This is a genomic window from Streptomyces sp. NBC_00425, from assembly GCF_036030735.1.
Taxonomy (GTDB): Bacteria; Actinomycetota; Actinomycetes; order Streptomycetales; family Streptomycetaceae; genus Streptomyces.
Window position 1 is genome coordinate 5,141,361 of the sequence record NZ_CP107928.1, and the last position, 18,295, is coordinate 5,159,655.

Annotated in this window: 13 protein-coding genes, 4 tRNA genes and 1 other RNA gene; 9 read left to right on the forward strand and 9 right to left on the reverse strand. The window is 72.5% G+C overall.

Annotated features, from left to right (window positions below; all coding sequences use genetic code 11):
- Positions 1–374: 374 nt before the first annotated feature.
- Positions 375–462, reverse strand: a tRNA-Ser gene (locus OHS82_RS22175).
- Between the two features lie 71 nt (positions 463–533).
- On the opposite strand from OHS82_RS22175, the gene ffs reads away from it, so the two are divergent.
- The 6 genes from ffs (at position 534) to OHS82_RS22205 (ending at position 9,686) form a co-directional block, all read left to right on the forward strand.
- An RNA gene (gene ffs / locus OHS82_RS22180) (signal recognition particle sRNA small type) lies at positions 534–632 on the forward strand.
- 73 nt (positions 633–705) lie between these two features.
- A complete protein-coding gene (locus OHS82_RS22185) occupies positions 706–3,084 on the forward strand; it encodes a DNA polymerase III subunit gamma and tau (RefSeq protein ID WP_328434344.1) in 2,379 nt (792 codons plus the stop codon).
- A gap of 92 nt (positions 3,085–3,176) precedes the next feature.
- Positions 3,177–4,427: a phosphoribosylamine--glycine ligase gene (gene purD / locus OHS82_RS22190; RefSeq protein WP_057576362.1), complete on the forward strand. Its 1,251-nt coding sequence runs from the start codon at positions 3,177–3,179 to the stop codon at positions 4,425–4,427.
- Between the two features lie 373 nt (positions 4,428–4,800).
- Entirely contained in the window at positions 4,801–6,774 is a 1,974-nt protein-coding gene (locus tag OHS82_RS22195) for a hypothetical protein (protein ID WP_328434345.1), read from the forward strand.
- A gap of 371 nt (positions 6,775–7,145) precedes the next feature.
- Positions 7,146–8,669, forward strand: a complete 1,524-nt coding sequence (locus OHS82_RS22200) for a N,N-dimethylformamidase beta subunit family domain-containing protein (RefSeq protein ID WP_328434346.1) — start codon at positions 7,146–7,148, stop codon at positions 8,667–8,669.
- 117 nt (positions 8,670–8,786) lie between these two features.
- Entirely contained in the window at positions 8,787–9,686 is a 900-nt protein-coding gene (locus OHS82_RS22205) for a phosphoribosylaminoimidazolesuccinocarboxamide synthase (RefSeq protein ID WP_057576358.1), read from the forward strand.
- A gap of 36 nt (positions 9,687–9,722) precedes the next feature.
- On the opposite strand, the gene OHS82_RS22210 is transcribed toward OHS82_RS22205, so the two are convergent.
- The 8 genes from OHS82_RS22210 to OHS82_RS22245 form a co-directional block, all read right to left on the reverse strand.
- Positions 9,723–9,798 (reverse strand) — tRNA-Gly (locus tag OHS82_RS22210).
- Between the two features lie 37 nt (positions 9,799–9,835).
- Positions 9,836–10,444: a response regulator transcription factor gene (locus tag OHS82_RS22215; RefSeq protein WP_266722445.1), complete on the reverse strand. Its 609-nt coding sequence runs from the start codon at positions 10,442–10,444 to the stop codon at positions 9,836–9,838.
- Positions 10,441–11,784: a sensor histidine kinase gene (locus tag OHS82_RS22220; protein ID WP_328434347.1), complete on the reverse strand. Its 1,344-nt coding sequence runs from the start codon at positions 11,782–11,784 to the stop codon at positions 10,441–10,443. The genes OHS82_RS22215 and OHS82_RS22220 overlap by 4 nt, the downstream gene beginning before the upstream one ends.
- Positions 11,785–11,798: 14 nt before the next feature.
- Positions 11,799–12,749 (reverse strand): ABC transporter permease, encoded by a 951-nt coding sequence (locus tag OHS82_RS22225; protein ID WP_328434348.1) that lies wholly within the window; start codon positions 12,747–12,749, stop codon positions 11,799–11,801.
- Positions 12,746–13,744, reverse strand: coding sequence for an ABC transporter ATP-binding protein (locus tag OHS82_RS22230; protein WP_057576352.1), 999 nt, complete (start codon positions 13,742–13,744; stop codon positions 12,746–12,748). The genes OHS82_RS22225 and OHS82_RS22230 overlap by 4 nt, the downstream gene beginning before the upstream one ends.
- Before the next feature lie 153 nt (positions 13,745–13,897).
- Positions 13,898–13,973, reverse strand: a tRNA-Gly gene (locus OHS82_RS22235).
- An 80-nt stretch (positions 13,974–14,053) separates the two neighbouring features.
- A tRNA-Gly gene (locus tag OHS82_RS22240) sits at positions 14,054–14,125 on the reverse strand.
- A 137-nt stretch (positions 14,126–14,262) separates the two neighbouring features.
- Positions 14,263–14,580 carry a histone-like nucleoid-structuring protein Lsr2 gene (locus tag OHS82_RS22245; protein ID WP_057576350.1) on the reverse strand — a complete coding sequence of 106 codons (318 nt, stop codon included), beginning with the start codon at positions 14,578–14,580 and terminating at the stop codon, positions 14,263–14,265.
- Positions 14,581–14,943: 363 nt separating this feature from the next.
- Between OHS82_RS22245 and purS the strand changes: the two genes are divergently transcribed.
- From purS to purL, 3 genes are read left to right on the forward strand one after another with little or no spacing between them, the layout of a single operon-like run.
- A complete protein-coding gene (gene purS, locus OHS82_RS22250) occupies positions 14,944–15,216 on the forward strand; it encodes a phosphoribosylformylglycinamidine synthase subunit PurS (RefSeq protein WP_057576348.1) in 273 nt (90 codons plus the stop codon).
- Positions 15,213–15,917: a phosphoribosylformylglycinamidine synthase subunit PurQ gene (purQ, locus tag OHS82_RS22255; protein WP_057576346.1), complete on the forward strand. Its 705-nt coding sequence runs from the start codon at positions 15,213–15,215 to the stop codon at positions 15,915–15,917. The genes purS and purQ overlap by 4 nt, the downstream gene beginning before the upstream one ends.
- Positions 15,914–18,172 carry a phosphoribosylformylglycinamidine synthase subunit PurL gene (purL, locus tag OHS82_RS22260; RefSeq protein ID WP_057576344.1) on the forward strand — a complete coding sequence of 753 codons (2,259 nt, stop codon included), beginning with the start codon at positions 15,914–15,916 and terminating at the stop codon, positions 18,170–18,172. The genes purQ and purL overlap by 4 nt, the downstream gene beginning before the upstream one ends.
- Positions 18,173–18,295: the final 123 nt, after the last annotated feature.

Here is an 18,295-nt window from a genome sequence, read left to right on the forward strand (position 1 = left end):
CCAGGACCGTCGGGGCGAGCTGCGATCCGGGCCGTCGTGGTCGCGGGTGGCAGCAGCCGCCGGGCCGTGTTGTCGAGCTCTTCGTCGGCGTGGGCCACCAGGTGGGCACCGAGTGGGGACAGCGCACCCCGTGCCGGCACGCCCAGCAGTTCGCCTTCGCGGATCACGGTGCTGAACGGTGCCGTGTCCTCGGGCGAGGCATCGTCGGCGAGCGGACGGTGCCAGGCCACGAGCGGCCCCAGCTCCGACCGCCATGGTCAAGGACGGCGCAGTTCCATGCCCCGCGGATGCCGCCAGAACAACGGGAGCCGAGGACAACGACGAAGGGCCCCACCTTGCGGTGGGGCCCTTCGACATCGTGCCCGGTGAGGCACTGGCGGAGGATACGAGATTCGAACTCGTGAGGGGTTGCCCCCAACACGCTTTCCAAGCGTGCGCCCTAGGCCACTAGGCGAATCCTCCGCGGCAAACAATACAAGACGTTGAGGAGTGCTCGCGAACTCGTTCCCCCCGCTCGGATCCTGTAGCCTGTGCGCAGCCCCTCACGCGGCGCTATCTGACTGAACTCCCCCAGGGCCGGAAGGCAGCAAGGGTAGGTCGGCTCTGGCGGGTGCGTGGGGGGCGCTCTCGTTTCCGGGGGCGGGCGGGGCCGCGTGGGCACTGGGCGTGGGTCCGATGTCAGCGGTCGCCTATAACCTCGTATGCGTGTCGTCTCTCGCGCTGTACCGCCGCTATCGCCCGGAGTCGTTCGCCGAGGTCATCGGGCAGGAGCATGTCACCGACCCGCTGCAGCAGGCGCTGCGGAACAACCGGGTCAATCACGCGTACCTGTTCAGCGGGCCGCGTGGGTGCGGGAAGACCACCAGCGCGCGGATCCTGGCCAGGTGTCTGAACTGCGAGCAGGGGCCCACGCCGACCCCGTGCGGGGAGTGCGAGTCGTGCAAGGACCTGGCGAGGAACGGGCCGGGATCCATCGACGTCATCGAGATCGACGCCGCTTCGCACGGAGGTGTGGACGACGCGCGTGACCTGCGGGAAAAGGCCTTCTTCGGGCCGGCCCGCAGCCGCTACAAGATCTACATCATCGACGAGGCCCACATGGTCACGTCGGCCGGCTTCAACGCGCTTCTCAAGGTCGTCGAGGAGCCGCCGGAGCACCTGAAGTTCATCTTCGCCACCACCGAGCCCGAGAAGGTCATCGGGACCATCCGGTCCCGTACGCATCACTATCCGTTCCGGCTCGTCCCGCCGGGGACCCTGCGGGAATACCTCGGCGAGGTGTGCGGACAGGAGGGCATTCCCGTCGAGGACGGCGTGCTGCCGCTCGTCGTGCGCTCCGGCGCCGGGTCGGTGCGTGACTCCATGTCCGTCATGGACCAGCTGCTCGCCGGCGCCGACGAGGCCGGTGTGACGTATGCCATGGCCACCTCCCTCCTCGGGTACACGGAGAGCTCGCTGCTCGACTCCGTCGTCGAGGCCTTCGCCACCGGCGACGGGGCCGCCGCCTTCGAGGTCGTGGACCGGATCATCGAGGGGGGCAACGATCCTCGGCGGTTCGTCGCCGACCTGCTGGAGCGGTTGCGGGACCTCGTCATCCTCGCCGCGGTCCCGGACGCGGCGGAGAAGGGCCTGATCGACGCCCCGGTCGACGTCATCGAGCGCATGCAGGCACAGGCCGGCGTCTTCGGCGCCGCCGAGCTGAGCCGGGCCGCCGACCTCGTCAACGAAGGCCTCACGGAGATGCGCGGCGCCACCTCGCCCCGTCTTCAGCTGGAGCTGATCTGCGCGCGCGTGATGCTGCCCGCCGCCTATGGGGACGAACGATCGGTGATGGCCCGCCTCGACCGCATCGAGCGCGGGGTGCAGGCGGCGGCGCAGGGCGCACCCGTCATGCAGGGCGCACCCGCCGTGCAGACGGCGCCGATGACGACGATGGCGTCCACGACACCGGCCATGGGATACGTGCCGGGGCCGGAGGTGCACGGTGGCGGGGCCGCGGCGGCCCGTGCGGCCGTCCGCGGCCAGGGGCAGGCGCCGGGACAGCCGCAGGGCCCGGGACAGGGACAGTCGCAGGGGGCTGGGCAGGGGGCCGGCGCTCATGTGCCGGCGCCCGTTCAGGCCGCCCCGCCCGCGCCGTCTGCCACATCCGCCGCCGTCCAGCCTGCTGCTCCGCCGCCGGTTCCGGAGGCGGCCGCGCCGCCCGTGGAGGAGGCCCCCGTCCAGCCCGCCCCCGGCGCCTGGCCGACCGCCACCGCGGCGGGCAGCGGGCGTCGGCCCGGTGGCTGGCCCACGGCCACGCCCGCAGGGGGCGGCGGTCGTCCTCCGGCTCCCCCGGCCGCGCCCGCCCCGGCCGCCGCGCAGGGCGTGCCGGCCGCGCCGGCCGCCGCGCCCGCCGGGCACGTGCCGCCCGTCGGCGGTCCGGATCCCCGGATGCTCTGGCCGAACATCCTGGACGCGGTCAAGAACCGCCGCCGGTTCACCTGGATCCTGCTCAGCCAGAACGCGCACGTCGCCGGGTTCGACGGCACGACGCTGCAGGTCGGCTTCGTCAGCGCCGGCGCCCGGGACAACTTCGCGAGCAGCGGCAGTGAGGACGTCCTGCGGCAGGCGCTGTCCGAGCAGTTCAACGTGCAGTGGAAGATCGATGCGGTCGTCGACCCGTCCGGCGGTTCGGCGCCCCCGGCCGCCGGAGGGTTCGGCGGAGGGTTCGGCGGAGGCGGCGCCGCCGCCGGAGGCGCCCCGGGTGGGTACGGCGGGCCCGGCGGGCCCGGCGGCTCCGGCGGTCCGGGCGGCTACGGCGGTGGCGGTTCGACAGGGCCGTCGGCGATGGCGTCGGCCGCGTCGCCGGCGCCGGCCGCGTCCGCAGGTCCCGCTCGCCAGGCGTCCTCTCCCGGGCCGGCGGGCCCCGCGGCCGACGCCTCCAGACCCGCGCCGTCCCGCCCGGCCGTCCACGAACCGGTGGCCCCCGAGGACGACACCCCGGAGGACGACGACCCCGACCTCAACGAGTCGGCCCTCTCCGGTTACGAACTGATCGTGCGCGAACTGGGCGCGACGGTGGTGGAGGAGTTCACCAACGAGTAGCGGGCTCCTGGAGGAACGCACGAGCCCGGACGCCCCCGCCCTTCGGAAGCCCGCACAAAGCGTCGCGTGCTCCGCCCGTTAGGCTGAGCCCCGTGAACGTCCTCGTCATCGGCAGCGGCGCCCGCGAACACGCCCTGTGCCGCTCACTGTCCCTCGACCCCGCCGTCACCGCGCTGTACTGCGCGCCCGGCAACGCCGGCATCGCCGAGGTCGCCGAGCTGCACCAGGTCGACGCCCTGGACGGCGAGGCCGTGTCGGCGCTGGCCGTCGAGCTGGGCGCCGAACTGGTCGTCGTCGGCCCGGAGGCGCCGCTGGTCGCCGGCGTGGCCGACGCCGTGCGCGAGGCCGGCATCCCGGTCTTCGGCCCCTCGAAGGAGGCCGCGCAGCTGGAGGGCTCCAAGGCGTTCGCCAAGGACGTGATGGCGGCGGCCGGCGTGCCGACCGCCCGCTCCTACGTCTGCACCACCCCGGAGGAGGCGGCCGAGGCGCTCGACGCGTTCGGCCCGCCGTACGTCGTCAAGGACGACGGTCTGGCCGCCGGCAAGGGCGTCGTCGTCACCGGTGACCTGGAGGTCGCCTCGGCGCACGCGGCCGCCTGCGACCGCGTCGTCATCGAGGAGTTCCTGGACGGCCCGGAGGTCTCCCTCTTCGCGATCACCGACGGTGTGAGCGTGGTCCCGCTCCAGCCCGCCCAGGACTTCAAGCGCGCGCTCGACGGCGACGAGGGCCCCAACACGGGCGGCATGGGCGCGTACTCGCCCCTGCCCTGGGCCGATCCGAAGCTGGTCGAGGAGGTCCTGGAGACCGTTCTGCAGCCGACCGTGGACGAGATGCGCCGCCGTGGCACCCCGTTCTCCGGGCTGCTCTACGCGGGTCTGGCGATCACCGGCCGCGGCGTCCGGGTCATCGAGTTCAACGCCCGCTTCGGCGACCCCGAGACGCAGGTCGTCCTGGCCCGTCTGAGGACGCCGCTGGCCGGCGTCCTGAAGGCCGCCGCCACCGGCGACCTCGCCGACCTGCCGGCCCTGCGCTGGAGCGACGACGCGGCCGTCACCGTCGTCATCGCCTCGCACAACTACCCGGACGCCCCGCGCACCGGCGACCCCATCACCGGCCTCGCCGAGGTGGCCGCCGAGGACGCCCCGCACGCGTACGTGCTGCACGCCGGCACGAAGCAGGACGGCGACGCGGTCGTCAGCGCCGGCGGACGCGTGCTGTCCGTCACCGCGTCCGGCGCCGATCTCGGTGAGGCGCGCGAGCGCGCGTACCGGGCGGTCGCGCGCATCGGGCTCGACGGTTCCCAGCACCGTACGGACATCGCCGCGAGGGTGGCGGGCGCGTAACGCCCCGCTCGGGCCCGCCCGACGCGTCCTGCGCCTCCTGCGCCTCCTACGCGTCCCACCAGGCGACTTCCCGACGGAATCCAGGCCCCGGGCCGCCACGGGACCCCTCACCGAGGGGCCGTGGAACCCGGGGCCTGATCGTTGCCCTGCGTCATACACCTTTCCCCAAAGCCATTCCATCGAGTGAGCGCTGCGCTATCCGGCTGACGGGGGCCGGAGCGCCAACTAGGGTGCGGCGCAAGCGTCCCGGTCGTCGTTCCGGCACTTGGCCCACCGGCATTGCGATGTCGGTGGGCGGTGCCACAGTGGGGGAGTGAGCACTGCGAAGACAACCGGGGGACACAGGACTGCAGGGAGGGGGTGAGCTCCGGTCATGACCGGTATGGGTGTGGAGTTGGGTGCGCAGGCGGCGCGCGCCCGGGCACTGGCCGTGCTGCGCATCCGCAGCCGCGCCCTCGCCCTGGCGCTGTTGCCCGCGGCCGCCGCCGTGATCCTGCTCGTGGGCGGCACCACCGGACATCTCGTGGGCGCGGGCTGGGACGCCGCGCGCTGGGCGGTGTCCGTCGTCGCGCTCGTCGTGCTGCTCTCGGCCGGGGTGATCGCGCTGGTGGTCGCCCGCGCCCGGCCCGCCGTCAGCCCTACGGTCGCCGTCGCCGAGCAGGCGGCCCCCGACCTCTACCGGCTGGTCCGCGACCTCGCCGACCGGCTGGACGTCCCCGCGCCCTCCGCGATAGCCCTCACACCGGACTGCGACAGCTGGCTGGAGGACCGCACCCACCGGGCCCACGGCTCGCCGCCGCCCCGCGGCGCCGACGAGATAGCCGGCCCGGCCGGCCCCCGCGGCCCCGTGCACCGTCGTACGGCGGTGGCGCCGGTGCTCGTCATAGGCTCCCCGTTCCTGTGGTGGATGCGGGTGGGAGAGCTGCGGGCCGTCCTGGCCCCGGTCGTCGCCGGCACGGGCCCCTCCGCCCACCCCGACATAGCCGCGGCCCGACGGTACGTGCGCGGGCTGGACGCCGCGGTGGCCGTCTGCGCCGAGCGCGCCGGCCGGAGTGCGGTCCTGCGCCCCTTCTGTTCCGGGATCGGCTGGGTCGCGCGGCTGATGCTGCGCGGCTGCCAGGTCCACGCCGGTGAGATGGAGCGGGGGGTGGCTGCCGCGGCCGCCGAGCGCGCACAGGCGGTGGACTACGGGCTGCGCATCGTCGCCCAGGAGCAGGTGGGCCTCGCGTACGCGGGCTGGGACCGGCTCCTCACGCGCGTGGCGCTGCCCGCCTGGCGGATGGGCCGCTGGCCCTCCCGGCTGGACGCGGGAGTCGTCGCCGCCCTCACCGAGCTGTCCCGCCGCGACCGGCTGGCCGAAGGCTTCGCCTCCCGTCTCGGGGAGCGCCCCGCGTGCGACCTGCTGGAAGAGCCCGGCGTGGTCGACGAGGCCGCGTCGCTGCTCGCCGCCCGCCTCTTCCACGGCGGTCCCGCGGAGCCCGGCCCGCACTGGTCGCCGGTGGCCTGGGACGACTACCCGGACGAGGTCGTGGACCGTAAGTGGCGCACCGACGCGGCCCGCCTCCACCGGGTGCTGGACGCCCTCGGAGTCCGCCGGGCCCCCGATCCCACGGCGGCCGCCCACGCGGGCGGGCCCACCCTGGCCCGCGTCCTGGACCATCTGACCGACACGGTGCTCCCGGCCGACGGCCGTCTCGCGGCGGACACCCTCCGCCCGGCGCCCGCACCCGCGTCGGCGGACGGCTCCCCCGCGCTGCCGCTGACGGAGGCCCCCGGCGCGCCTTCCGGCACCGAATCAGCCGACGAGGACACCGCCGACGCCGCTGCCCGCTCCACTGCCCGCTCCGCTGCCGGTTCCGCTCCCGGGACCGTCCCGCCGGCGGACGCGGCCACGCGTCCCGAGGCCGGTCCCGACGGTGACGAGCCGCCTGCCTCCAACCCGCGCAGCGCCGCCCTCGCCGCACGCATCGGCGCCGAGGTCGGCAAGGAGGAGGCGGCTACCGGGGACGCGGCTCCCGTCGGCCCTCCGGCGTCCGGGCAGGGGCCCGACGCGGCCCTCTGGGACGACGACGCGCTCCCCCTGTTCCCCCTCCAGCCGCCGCGCACCGACCGGGAGCTCCTCGCCGACCACGTCACGGCGATGGTGTGCTGCGCGGCCATGGACACCGTCGGCGCGACCCCGGGTCTGGACTGGCTGGACGGCCCGACCCTCCTGGTCGACGGCGAGCGCGTGGCGGACCTCGCTCCCCGGGTCCTCAGCCTCGTCGAGGACGGCGACGCGGTCCCGCTGCGGACCTGGCTGGTGGAGCTGGGGATACGCCCCGAGAAGCCGGTGCGGCTGGGCTGAGCGCGGCGAGGCGCGCAGCGCACCGCCCGGCAGGACCACACCGGAGCCGGAGCACCGTCTTCCACTTTCGGCCAATCCGCAACGAATCGTGACTGTCTGCGCGCGTTATGTGATGTGCTGGGATCGAACGAGCCCATGGCAAGGGCGCGGGACATAGGACAAGCCGCGCGGGGGCGGGCGGCGGACGACGAGCGGCGGTGGGCTGACCGGCGGCGGGCTGCCGACCTCCGCCGAGCACCCGGCGACGCGCACCGCGCTCAGGTACGCAAGAGCCCACCAGTAGCAGCCAGAGCCGCCAGAGCCGCCAAGAGCCGTCACGAGTCACCACGAGCCATCACGAGCCATCACGGGGCACAGGGGAGGGGAGCACCATGGGACCCGGACCAGGACCGAAGCACACCCGCCGATGGGAGTCGGGGGCGCTGGCCCACGCCGTCACGGACCCCTTCGGCCAGGGCCCCGTCCCCTGGCTGCGCGGCAGCGAGACGTACTTCGACGACACCGGTCAGGTCGTCCCCTGGTACCTGGACCCGAACCCGGTCCCCGGCGCAGCACAGGGCGCCGACGGTCCCCGCATCCCCGCCCCGCGCAGCGCGCCCGGCTCCGGCACTCCCCGGTCCGCCGACGACGTCCGCCGACAGATCAAGGGGTTCGTCTCCACGGGCGCGGTCGCCCCGGGCGAGGCAGTCGACTTCCACGTCACCGTCGACCCGCCCCAGGAGTTCAGCGTCGACGTCTACCGCATCGGCCACTACGACGGCGAGGGCGCGGCCAAGATCACCACCAGTCCGCGTCTCTCCGGGATCGTCCAGCCTCCGCCGCTGACCGCCGACCGCACGGTCTCCTGCCATCACTGGTGGCTCTCCTGGCGGCTGCAGGTCCCGTCGTACTGGAACGTCGGCGCGTACGTCGCCGTCCTCACCACCGTCGACGGCTACCGGTCGCACGTGCCCTTCACGGTCCGCGACCATCGTCCCGCCGACCTGCTCCTCGTGCTCCCCGACGTCACCTGGCAGGCCTACAACCTGTATCCCGAGGACGGCCGCACCGGCGCCAGCCTCTACCACGCGTGGGACGACGACGGGCGGCTCCTCGGCGAGGCCGACGCGGCGACCACGGTCTCCTTCGACCGTCCGTACGCCGGCGCGGGCCTTCCGCTGCACGTCGGCCACGCCTACGACTTCATCCGCTGGGCGGAGCGTTACGGCTACGACGTCGCCTACGCCGACGCCCGCGACCTGCACGTCGGCGCAGTCGATCCCACCCGCTACCGCGGCCTGGTCTTCCCCGGACACGACGAGTACTGGTCGACGCGTATGCGCCGCACCGTGGAGCTCGCCCGCGACAGCGGCACCTCGCTGGTCTTCCTCTCCGCCAACTCCCTCTACTGGCAGGTCGAGTTGGGCCCGTCGCCGTCGGGCGTCCCGGGCCGTCTGCTCACCTGCCGCAAACGCCGGGGGCCCGGGCGGCCCGTGCTGTGGCGTGAGATCGATCGGGCCGAGCAGCAGCTGATCGGCATCCAGTACGCGGGGCGGGTGCCCGAGCCGCACCCGCTGATCGTCCGCAACGCCGGACACTGGCTGTGGGAGGCGACCGGAGCGGTCGAGGGCGACGGCATCGAGCACCTGGTCGCAGGAGAGGCCGACCGCTACTTCCCGCGGACCGCGCTGCCGCCCCACGAGGAGCGCATCCTCCTCGCCCACTCCCCGTACAGCGACAGTCAGGGCGTCTCGCGCCACCAGGAGACCTCCCTCTACCGGGCCCCCTCCGGCGCCCTGGTCTTCGCCTCCGGCACCTTTGCCTGGTCCCCGGCCCTGGACCGCCCCGGCCACGCGGATCCCCGCATCCAGCGGGCCACCGCCAACCTCCTGGACCGCATCTGCAAGCGCGACTGACATCCGTGAGGCCCGCTCGCCCACACCGGTGTCCCCGCTCGCCCCACCCCGCTGTCCTCGGCCGATCCCGATGTACGGGACAATCGGCCCACTGAGACAGAACCACGGGGAGGAACCGTGTCCGGATTCGTAGAAAAGCCCGAGCCCCTCCAGGTGCCGGGCCTGGTGCATCTGCACACCGGCAAGGTGCGCGAGCTGTACCAGAACGAGGCGGGCGACCTCGTGATGGTCGCCAGTGACCGAACGTCGGCCTTCGACTGGGTGCTGCCGACCGAGATCCCCGACAAGGGCCGCATCCTGACCCAGCTCTCCCTGTGGTGGTTCGACCAGCTCGCCGACCTGGTCCCGAACCACGTCCTCAGCACGCAACTGCCCGGCGGCGCCCCCGCCGACTGGGCCGGTCGCACCCTGGTCTGCAAGTCGCTGCGGATGGTCCCCGTCGAGTGCGTGGCCCGCGGCTACCTCACCGGCTCGGGCCTCGTCGAGTACAAGGAGTCCCGCACGGTCTGCGGGCTCGCCCTCCCCGAGGGCCTGGTCGACGGCAGCGAACTGCCCGCCCCGATCTTCACCCCGGCCACCAAGGCGGCCGTCGGCGAGCACGACGAGAACGTCTCCTACGAGGAGGTGGCCCGTCAGGTCGGCGCCGACACCGCCGCCCAGCTCCGCCAGGCGACCCTCGCCGTCTACGGCCGCGCCCGCGACATCGCCCGGGACCGGGGCGTCATCCTCGCCGACACCAAGTTCGAGTTCGGCTTCGAGGGTGACGACCTGGTCATCGCCGACGAGGTCCTCACCCCGGACTCGTCCCGCTTCTGGCCGGCCGACCAGTGGCAGCCGGGCCGCGCGCAGCCCTCGTACGACAAGCAGTTCGTGCGCGACTGGCTGACCTCCGCCGAGTCCGGCTGGGACCGGCACGGCGAGCAGCCCCCGCCGCCGCTGCCCCAGCACATCGTGGACGCGACCCGCGCGAAGTACGTCGAGGCCTACGAGCGCCTCACGGGCGTCGGCTGGGAGTGACGGAAAAGGCCCCGGTCGATGACCGGGGCCTTTCGATGGAGCGGACGACGAGGCTCGAACTCGCGACCTCAACCTTGGCAAGGTTGCGCTCTACCAACTGAGCTACGTCCGCAGTGCGCCGGTGTGAACGTTCTGTGGCGCGACGCCAACTATACCCAACCCCGCTCCCGTGCGAGCCGCACCGCGGCATGCCTGTTCTCCGTCCCGAGCTTGGAGACGGCCGACGACAGGTAGTTCCGTACCGTGCCCTGCGAGAGCGCGGCCCGCTCGGCGATCTCCGCGACGGGAGCCCCGTCGGCGGCGAGTTCGAGCACCTCCGCCTCGCGCGCGGTCAGCGGCGAGTCGCCGGCGGAGATCGCGTCGGCGGCCAACTCCGGGTCGACGTAACGGTTCCCGGCGTGCACCGTGCGGATGATCTCCGCGAGCCGCCGGGCGCTCACGGTCTTGGGGACGAACCCGCGCACACCTGCCGCAAGCGCCCGTTTGAGATGCCCCGGCCGTCCGTGACTCGTGACGATCAGCGCCCGGCAGTCGGGCAGTTCGGTCCGCAGGGATGTGGCGACCTTCACACCGTCCGCGCCCGGCATCTGCAGATCCAGGACGGCGACGTCCGGGCGGTGGGCCAGGGCCATCGCCAGCGCCTCCGGCCCGGTGGCCGCCTCGGCGACGATCATCAGGTCGTCCTCCAGGGAGAGCAGCGCGGCCAGGGCGCCCCGGATGAGGTGCTCGTCGTCGGCGAGCAGCACCCGCACCGTCATGAAGTGACCTCCTTCACAGCGCCCTTCCCGTTCAGCGGCACCTGCGCGACCACCCGGTACCCGCCCGTCCCGACGAACCCCGCCTGCAACGTCCCGTCGACCCTGAGCAGCCGCTCCCGCAGCCCGGCGAGCCCCGACCCGCCCCGGCCCCTGTCTTCCCGGCTCCTGTCTTCCCGGCTCCTGTCCTCACGGACGGTGTCGTCCCGGTCGGTGTCGTTCCGCTGTGGGGCCGGTGGGGCCGGTGGCGAGTCCGGCCGCGCACCGTCGTTCTCCACCGTCAGCACCACGCACCCCTCCGTCCTCCGCAGAACCACCGAACACCGCTCCGCGGCCCCGTGCCGCAGCACGTTCGTGGTGCTCTCCCGCACCACCCAGCCGAGCGCCGACTGCACCTCGGCGGGCAGCGCCCCGGCGTCCCCGTTCACCTCGCACGCGATCCCCGCCGCCCGCAACACCCCCTGCGCTCCCGCGAGTTCGGCCCCGAGGTCGGCCTCCCGATAGCCCCGGACGACGTCGCGCACCTCGCGCTGCGACTCCTGCGCGATGCGCTGTACCTCGATCATCTGCTCCACGGCGTCCGCCCGCCCGCGGCGGGCCAGCTGCACGGCCAGCTCGCTCTTCAGGGCGATCACCGCCAGGTTCCGCCCCATGACGTCGTGCAGATCCCGCCCGAACCGCAGCCGTTCCTCGGCGACGGCGAGCCGGGCCTCGACCTCACGGGCGCGCTCCGCCTCCCAGAGCACGGACAGGGTCCAGGCGCCCCAGCGGCCGGCCAGCAGCGAGAAGAGCGTTCCGAACGCGGTGAGCATCCCGATCGCCAGGATCCCGGGGAGGTCCGGTTCGGTCCAGGCGAACACGGCCGTCAGCACCACGGAGAGCACGAGAGACCGCCGCAGGAACACCGTGACGGGGACGACGAGCCCGTACAGCAGCCCGAGAGGCAGCAGCACGGCTCCGACGAACAGTCTGACCGCCACCGCGTCGGTGCCGCCCTGCGCGGCGAGAGCGAGGATCAGCGCCAGTTCCAGGGCCAGCAGGACGGCGGAGGGGCGCAGCGCGCGGGACGGGAGTTCGGTCCGGCCCAGGTAGTGGTCGAGCGCCGGCCGGGTGAGCCGGTTCGCCTCCACGCAGCTCAGGGCGCCTGCGAAAAGCAGCAACCCGCCGAGGGCCAGCGGGAGGGGCCGCCGGTCGACGGTGCCGACCAGCGGCAGCGCCAGCCAGGACAGGGAGAAGAACCAGGTCGTGACGTACCAGGTGAGCACGCTCTGCAGCTCCACCCGCTCCGCCTTGCTGCGTTCGCGCCAGTGGCGTCCGTGCCATCCCCGTATCCAGCCGAACACCGTTTCACCGCTCCTCAGCGCCTCGGCTCCCACCGGAACCACCGCCGTACAGCAAACACCGCGAGCAGGGTCCAGGCCAGTGCGGTCGCCAGTGCGCCGAGGGCCTCGTAGGCGGACAGGCTCCCGGTCCAGCCGCCCCGGATCAGGGTGATCACCGGGGACAGCGGAAGCAGTTGGCAGAAGGACGCGAGCCGGTCGGGGAGCAGTTCCAGCGGGACGGCCATGCCGGAGCCGGTCATCGACACCAGCACCAGTGGCGCCGTGGTGACCTGTGCGCTCTCCACGGTCCGGGTCAGGGCCGCGGTGAGCGCCGCGAGCGCCGCGCACATCGCGAGCCCCGCCAACAGCCCCAGGACCGCGAGCTGGGGCGCCTTCGGGGCCGGCAGGTCCAGCACGACGGTGGAGCCGGCCACCAGCACGAGGGACTGCATCAGCCCTGTGGCGAGGACCGGCAGCGCCGATCCGCAGAGGATCTCGGCGTCCCGCAGCTCACCGGTGCGCAGCCGCTTCAGCACCAACTCCTCGCGCCGGGCGGTGTAGACGGACGACAGCGCCTGGTACACCCCGAACAGCAGCGAGAAGCCGATGGCGGCGGGCAGCAGGACCAGACCGGCGGTGAGCCCGACGTCCGCGACGTCCATGCCGTCGACCACCGAGACGAGACCGATCGGCAGCACGAGCGGCACGAGGAGCGCCAGGGCGAGTGTGCTCCTGCTGCGCCCGAGAAGCGTCAGCTCGGCCCGGCCGAGGGCGGCGATCCGTCCCGACGGCGTCGTGACCGCACGCGTGACCGCCCGACCGGCGACCCCCGCCACCGTCGTCCCACGCGTGCCGCCGGGCACTGTCGTCCCACCCGTGCCGCCCGCCTCGCCCGCCCCGCTCATATCGCCCGTTCCGCCCGCTCCGCTCGCCCTGCCTGCCCTGCTCACACCACTCGCTCCGCTGGTCCCGCGCGCCTCGCTCATGCCGTTCGCCCCCCTCGTACCGCGACCGTCGTGTCCGGGCCGCCTCCGACGCCGAGGTGACTCTCGGGATCGTCCGACGCCTCCCGGGCGATGCCGAGGAACGCCTCCTCCAGTGAGGCCGACCGCACGTCGAGCCCGCGCAGTGTCACTCCGGCCCGGTCGGCCCACACCAGCAGTCCGGTCGCCGCCCGCTGCAACTCCCGTGTGCGCAGCCGTACGAGGCGACCGTCGGCCTCGTGGCCGCACACGCCGAGCTCCCCCAGCGGCGGCAGGTCGCCCACGAAGTACCCTTCGGGCAGCTCGAAGGCGATCCGGGAGGGCTGGGCGCCGGTCACCTCCGCGGGCGTTCCGGAGGCGGCGATGCGGCCGCGGTGCAGGATGGCCAGCCGGTCGGCGAGGTTCTCCGCCTCCTCCAGGTGGTGCGTGGTGAGAAGGACCGTCGTACCGGCGTCGCGCAGAGCGCGCACCAGGTCCCAGGTGTCGCGCCGGCCCTCGGCGTCCAGGCCGGTCGTCGGCTCGTCGAGGAACAGGACTTCGGGGTCGCCGAGCACCGCGAGCGCCAGGTCGAGGCGTCGCCGCTCGCCGCCGGACAACTGCTTGACCCGGACGTCCGCCCGTTCGGCGAGTCCGACGAGCGCCAGCGCCTCCCCGGCCGGACGGGCGCCGCTCACGCAGCCGGCCCACATCCGCGCGGTCTCGGCGACGGTCAGTTCGGAGGGGAAGCCGCCCTCCTGGAGCATCACGCCGGTGCGCGGCCGCACGGCGGCCCGTTCGGCGTACGGGTCGTGGCCGAGGACCCTGATCCGTCCGCCGTCCGGACGCGCGAGTCCTTCCAGCAGTTCGACGGTCGACGTCTTCCCGGCCCCGTTGGTGCCGAGCAGCGCGAAGACCTCCCCGCGGCGCACGTGGAAGGAGATTCCACGGACCGCCTCGAACTCGCCCCCGTACACACGCCGGAGGCCGGTGGCCTCGATCACGTGCTCATTCGTGTCCATGTCCCGAGCCTCCCCGCGCAGGGGAGGGCCGGGCAGTGCGAGGTGTCACCAGTGCGTATGACAAATGTCAGACGGCCCGTGCGGCGCCCACGGCGGTACGGGCGGCCGGGGCGCACGAAAAGACCCCGGTCCACTGGACCGGGGTCTTTTCGATGGAGCGGACGACGAGGCTCGAACTCGCGACCTCAACCTTGGCAAGGTTGCGCTCTACCAACTGAGCTACGTCCGCATTGCCTCCGACCGGCTTTCACCGATCGGCGCGAGCACCAGCCTACCTGATCCACAACAGTGGTCGGATCGGCGGTGCAGAGCGGGTGACAGGAATTGCACACTGCGCCTTCCCCCTGGAAGGGGGATGTTCTACTACTGAACTACACCCGCGTGTACTCCGTGAGCTGGGCCTTTCGGCCTCGCCCGGCGGCGTGCTCCAGACTCTAGCTGACCGGGAGGGGTGCAGCGCAAGTCGGTTCCCGCCGAGGGCGGGTGACCGGCCGTCGGCCCAGCACTCGGGGCGGAGCTCACTGAGCGTCGGCGAACGCCTCGTAGACCTTCTTGGGGATGCGGCCGCGGGCCGGCACGTCCATCTTGTTGGCCTGGGCCCAGGCGCGGACGGCGGCGGGGTCGGGGGCGACCTCCGTCTGCTTGTACGCCTTGCCGGACCTCGACCGCTTGCGGCCGGCGTCCACGTAGGGCGCGAGCGCCTTACGCAGTTTCTCGGCATTGCCTTCATTCAGGTCGATCTCGTACGACTTGCCGTCGAGCCCGAAGGCGATCGTTTCCGCCGCTTCCGAGCCGTCGATGTCGTCAAAGAGAGTGACCACGACCTTCTGCGCCACGAATATCGGTCCCTTCGTGCGACAGCTCTGCGATGACGTGCCAAGACGCCACGGAGATGTCGACTGTTCGCCTGTTATGGGGCAAAGTATCGGCTATTGACAATTCATTTGTACAGTGCCCGGCATTGCAATGTGAAGCCCGACTAAATCTGTCCGCGTGTCCCGGGGCAATAGGGAACGCGGACGCACCCCGGATCTTTCCCTGAAATTTTCACGAAGGCACTGGTCCGATACCTGATCGTGATGGCGCTCACGTACTTTCCTACAACTCTACTCGCGTAGAAATTTTGTACGGGTAGTCTGAAGACACCTGTTGGAGACACCTGCAGGAGCCTGCTCAGCACCACACCACCGGGAGTGCCAGTGGCACGCGTCGTAGTCGACGTCATGCTCAAGCCGGAGATCCTCGACCCCCAGGGCCAGGCGGTGCAGCGCGCACTGCCGCGGCTGGGTTTCGAAGGCATCTCCGACGTACGTCAGGGAAAGCGATTCGAACTGGAAGTTGACGGGCCGGTCGACGAGGCCGCCCTCGCCCGCATCCACGATCTTGCGGAATCCTTCCTCGCCAACACCGTGATCGAGGACTTCACGGTCCGGGTCGAGTCGGAAGAAGCCGTCGCGGGGGCCGCGAAGTGACCGCTCGTATTGGCGTCGTCACTTTTCCCGGCAGCCTCGACGACCGGGACACCCAGCGCGCGATCCGCCTCGCGGGCGCCGAGCCCGTCGCCCTGTGGCACAAGGACAAGAACCTCCACCAGGTCGACGCCGTGGTGCTGTGCGGCGGTTTCTCCTACGGCGACTATCTGCGGGCGGGCGCCATCGCGCGATTCTCCCCCGTGATGGAGCCCCTCATCGAGCAGGCGAAGGCCGGTCTGCCGGTCCTCGGCATCTGCAACGGCTTCCAGATCCTCACCGAGGCCCACCTGCTCCCGGGCGCGATGCTCGGCAACGACCACCTCCACTTCATCTGCCGCGACCAGAAGCTGCGGGTGGAGAACGCGGAGACCGCCTGGACCACCGACTACACGGCCGGCCAGGAGATCCACATCCCGCTGAAGAACATGGACGGCCGGTACGTCGCCGACGAGTACACCCTCGACAAGCTCGAGGCCGAGGGCCGGGTCGCCTTCCGCTACCTGGCCCGCGACGGAGTCGCCGATGAGCGGGGCAACCCCAACGGCTCGCTCCGTGACATCGCCGGCATCAGCAACGAGGCCGGCAACGTCGTCGGCCTGATGCCGCACCCGGAGCACGCCGTGGAACCCCTCGTCGGGTCCGGCCGCACCGACGGTCTCCCGTTCTTCACCTCGATCCTCAAGAAGCTGGTCAACGCATGAGCCGGACGCCTCTGGACACGGTCGAGCACGCGACCGAGACCCCCGACGTCGAGCTGCCCTGGGCCGAACTCGGCCTGAAGAAGGACGAGTACGAGCGCGTCGTGGAGATCCTCGGCCGCCGGCCCACCGGCGCCGAGCTCGCCATGTACTCCGTCATGTGGTCCGAGCACTGCTCGTACAAGTCCTCCAAGGTGCACCTGCGCCAGTTCGGCGAGAAGGCCCCGCAGTCGGACGCGCTGCTCGTCGGCATCGGTGAGAACGCCGGCGTCGTCGACGTCGGCCAGGGTTACGCGGTCACCTTCAAGGTCGAGTCGCACAACCACCCGTCCTACGTGGAGCCCTACCAGGGCGCGGCCACCGGCGTCGGCGGCATCGTGCGCGACATCATCGCGATGGGCGCGCGCCCGGTCGCGGTCGTGGACCCGCTGCGCTTCGGCGCGGCCGACCACCCCGACACCAAGCGCGTCCTGCCGGGCGTCGTCGCGGGCATCGGCGGCTACGGCAACTGCCTGGGCCTGCCGAACATCGGCGGCGAGGTCGTCTTCGACGCCTGTTACCAGGGCAACCCGCTGGTCAACGCCGGCGCCATCGGCGTGATGCGGCACGAGGACATCCACCTCGCGAAGGCGTCCGGCGCGGGCAACAAGGTCATCCTCTACGGGGCCCGGACCGGTGGCGACGGCATCGGCGGCGCGTCGATCCTGGCCTCCGAGACCTTCGACGACGCCAAGCCGTCGAAGCGCCCGGCCGTCCAGGTCGGCGACCCCTTCCAGGAGAAGCTCCTCATCGAGTGCACCCTGGAGGCCTTCAGGGAGAAGCTGGTCGTCGGCATCCAGGACCTCGGTGCGGCCGGTCTGTCCTGCGCCACGTCCGAGCTCGCCTCCAACGGCTCCGGCGGCATGCGCGTCACGCTGGACGACGTACCGCTTCGCGACTCCACGCTCTCGCCCGAGGAGATCCTCATGAGCGAGTCGCAGGAACGCATGTGCGCGGTCGTCGAGCCGGCGAAGGTCGACCGGTTCCTCGAGATCTGCGACAAGTGGGACGTCATCGCCACCGTGATCGGCGAGGTGACCGACGGCGACCGCCTCGAGATCTACTGGCACGGCGGCAAGATCGTCGACGTCGACCCGCGCACCGTCGCCCACGACGGCCCGGTCTACGAGCGTCCCTACGCCCGCCCGGACTGGCAGGACGCCCTCCAGGCCGACGACGCGAACAAGCTGCCGCGGCCGACCACGGGCGAGGAGCTGAAGGACCAGGTCCTGAAGCTGGTGTCCTCCCCGAACCAGGCGTCCAAGAAGTGGATCACCTCGCAGTACGACCACTTCGTGCAGGGCAACACCGTCCTCGCGCAGCCCGAGGACTCGGGCATGATCCGCATCGACGAGGAGAGCGGCCTCGGCGTCGCCATCGCGACCGACGGCAACGGCCGGTACGCCAAGCTCGACCCGTACGCGGGCGCGCAGCTGGCCCTCTCCGAGGCGTACCGCAACGTGGCGACGACCGGCGCCAAGCCGCTCGCCGTCTCCGACTGCCTGAACTTCGGCTCGCCCGAGGACCCGGCGGTGATGTGGCAGTTCGCGGAGGCCATCCGCGGCCTCGCCGACGCCTGCCTGCAGCTGGGCACCCCGGTGACCGGCGGCAACGTCTCCCTGTACAACCAGACGGGCGAGGCGGCCATCCACCCGACCCCGGTCGTGGCGGTCCTGGGCGTCATCGACGACGTGGCCCGGCGCACGCCGGTCGCCTTCCAGGAGGAGGGCCAGCTGCTCTACCTCCTCGGCGACACCCGTGAGGAGTTCGGCGGCTCGGCCTGGTCCCAGGTCGTCCACGACCACCTGGGCGGTCTGCCCCCGAAGGTCGACCTGGAGCGTGAGCGGCTGCTCGCCGAGATCCTGATCTCCGCCTCCCGTGACGGCATGATCGACTCCGCGCACGACCTGTCGGACGGCGGTCTGGTCCAGGCGGTCGTCGAGTCGGCGCTGCTCGGCGGCAAGGGTGCGCGGCTGGTCGTCCCGGACGGGCTCGACGCCTTCACGCTCCTGTTCTCCGAGTCGGCGGGACGTGCCGTGGTGGCGGTCCCGCGGTCCGAGGAGCTCCGCTTCAACGACATGTGCGGGGCGCGCGGTCTGCCCGTCACCCGCATCGGCGTCGTGGACGGCGACACGGTCGAGCTCCAGGGCGAGTTCGAGCTGTCCCTGGAGGAGCTGCGCAAGGCCCACGAGGACACCCTCCCGGCGCTCTTCGCGTAAGCACCTGCGGCACCCGTACGAGTGAAGGCCTCGCCCGTTCCCACGGGCGGGGCCTTCCCCGTGGCCGGAGCGAGGTGGCGCACCCGCGCGCGGGCCGGGGCGGCCCCGGTGTCAGCGGCGGCC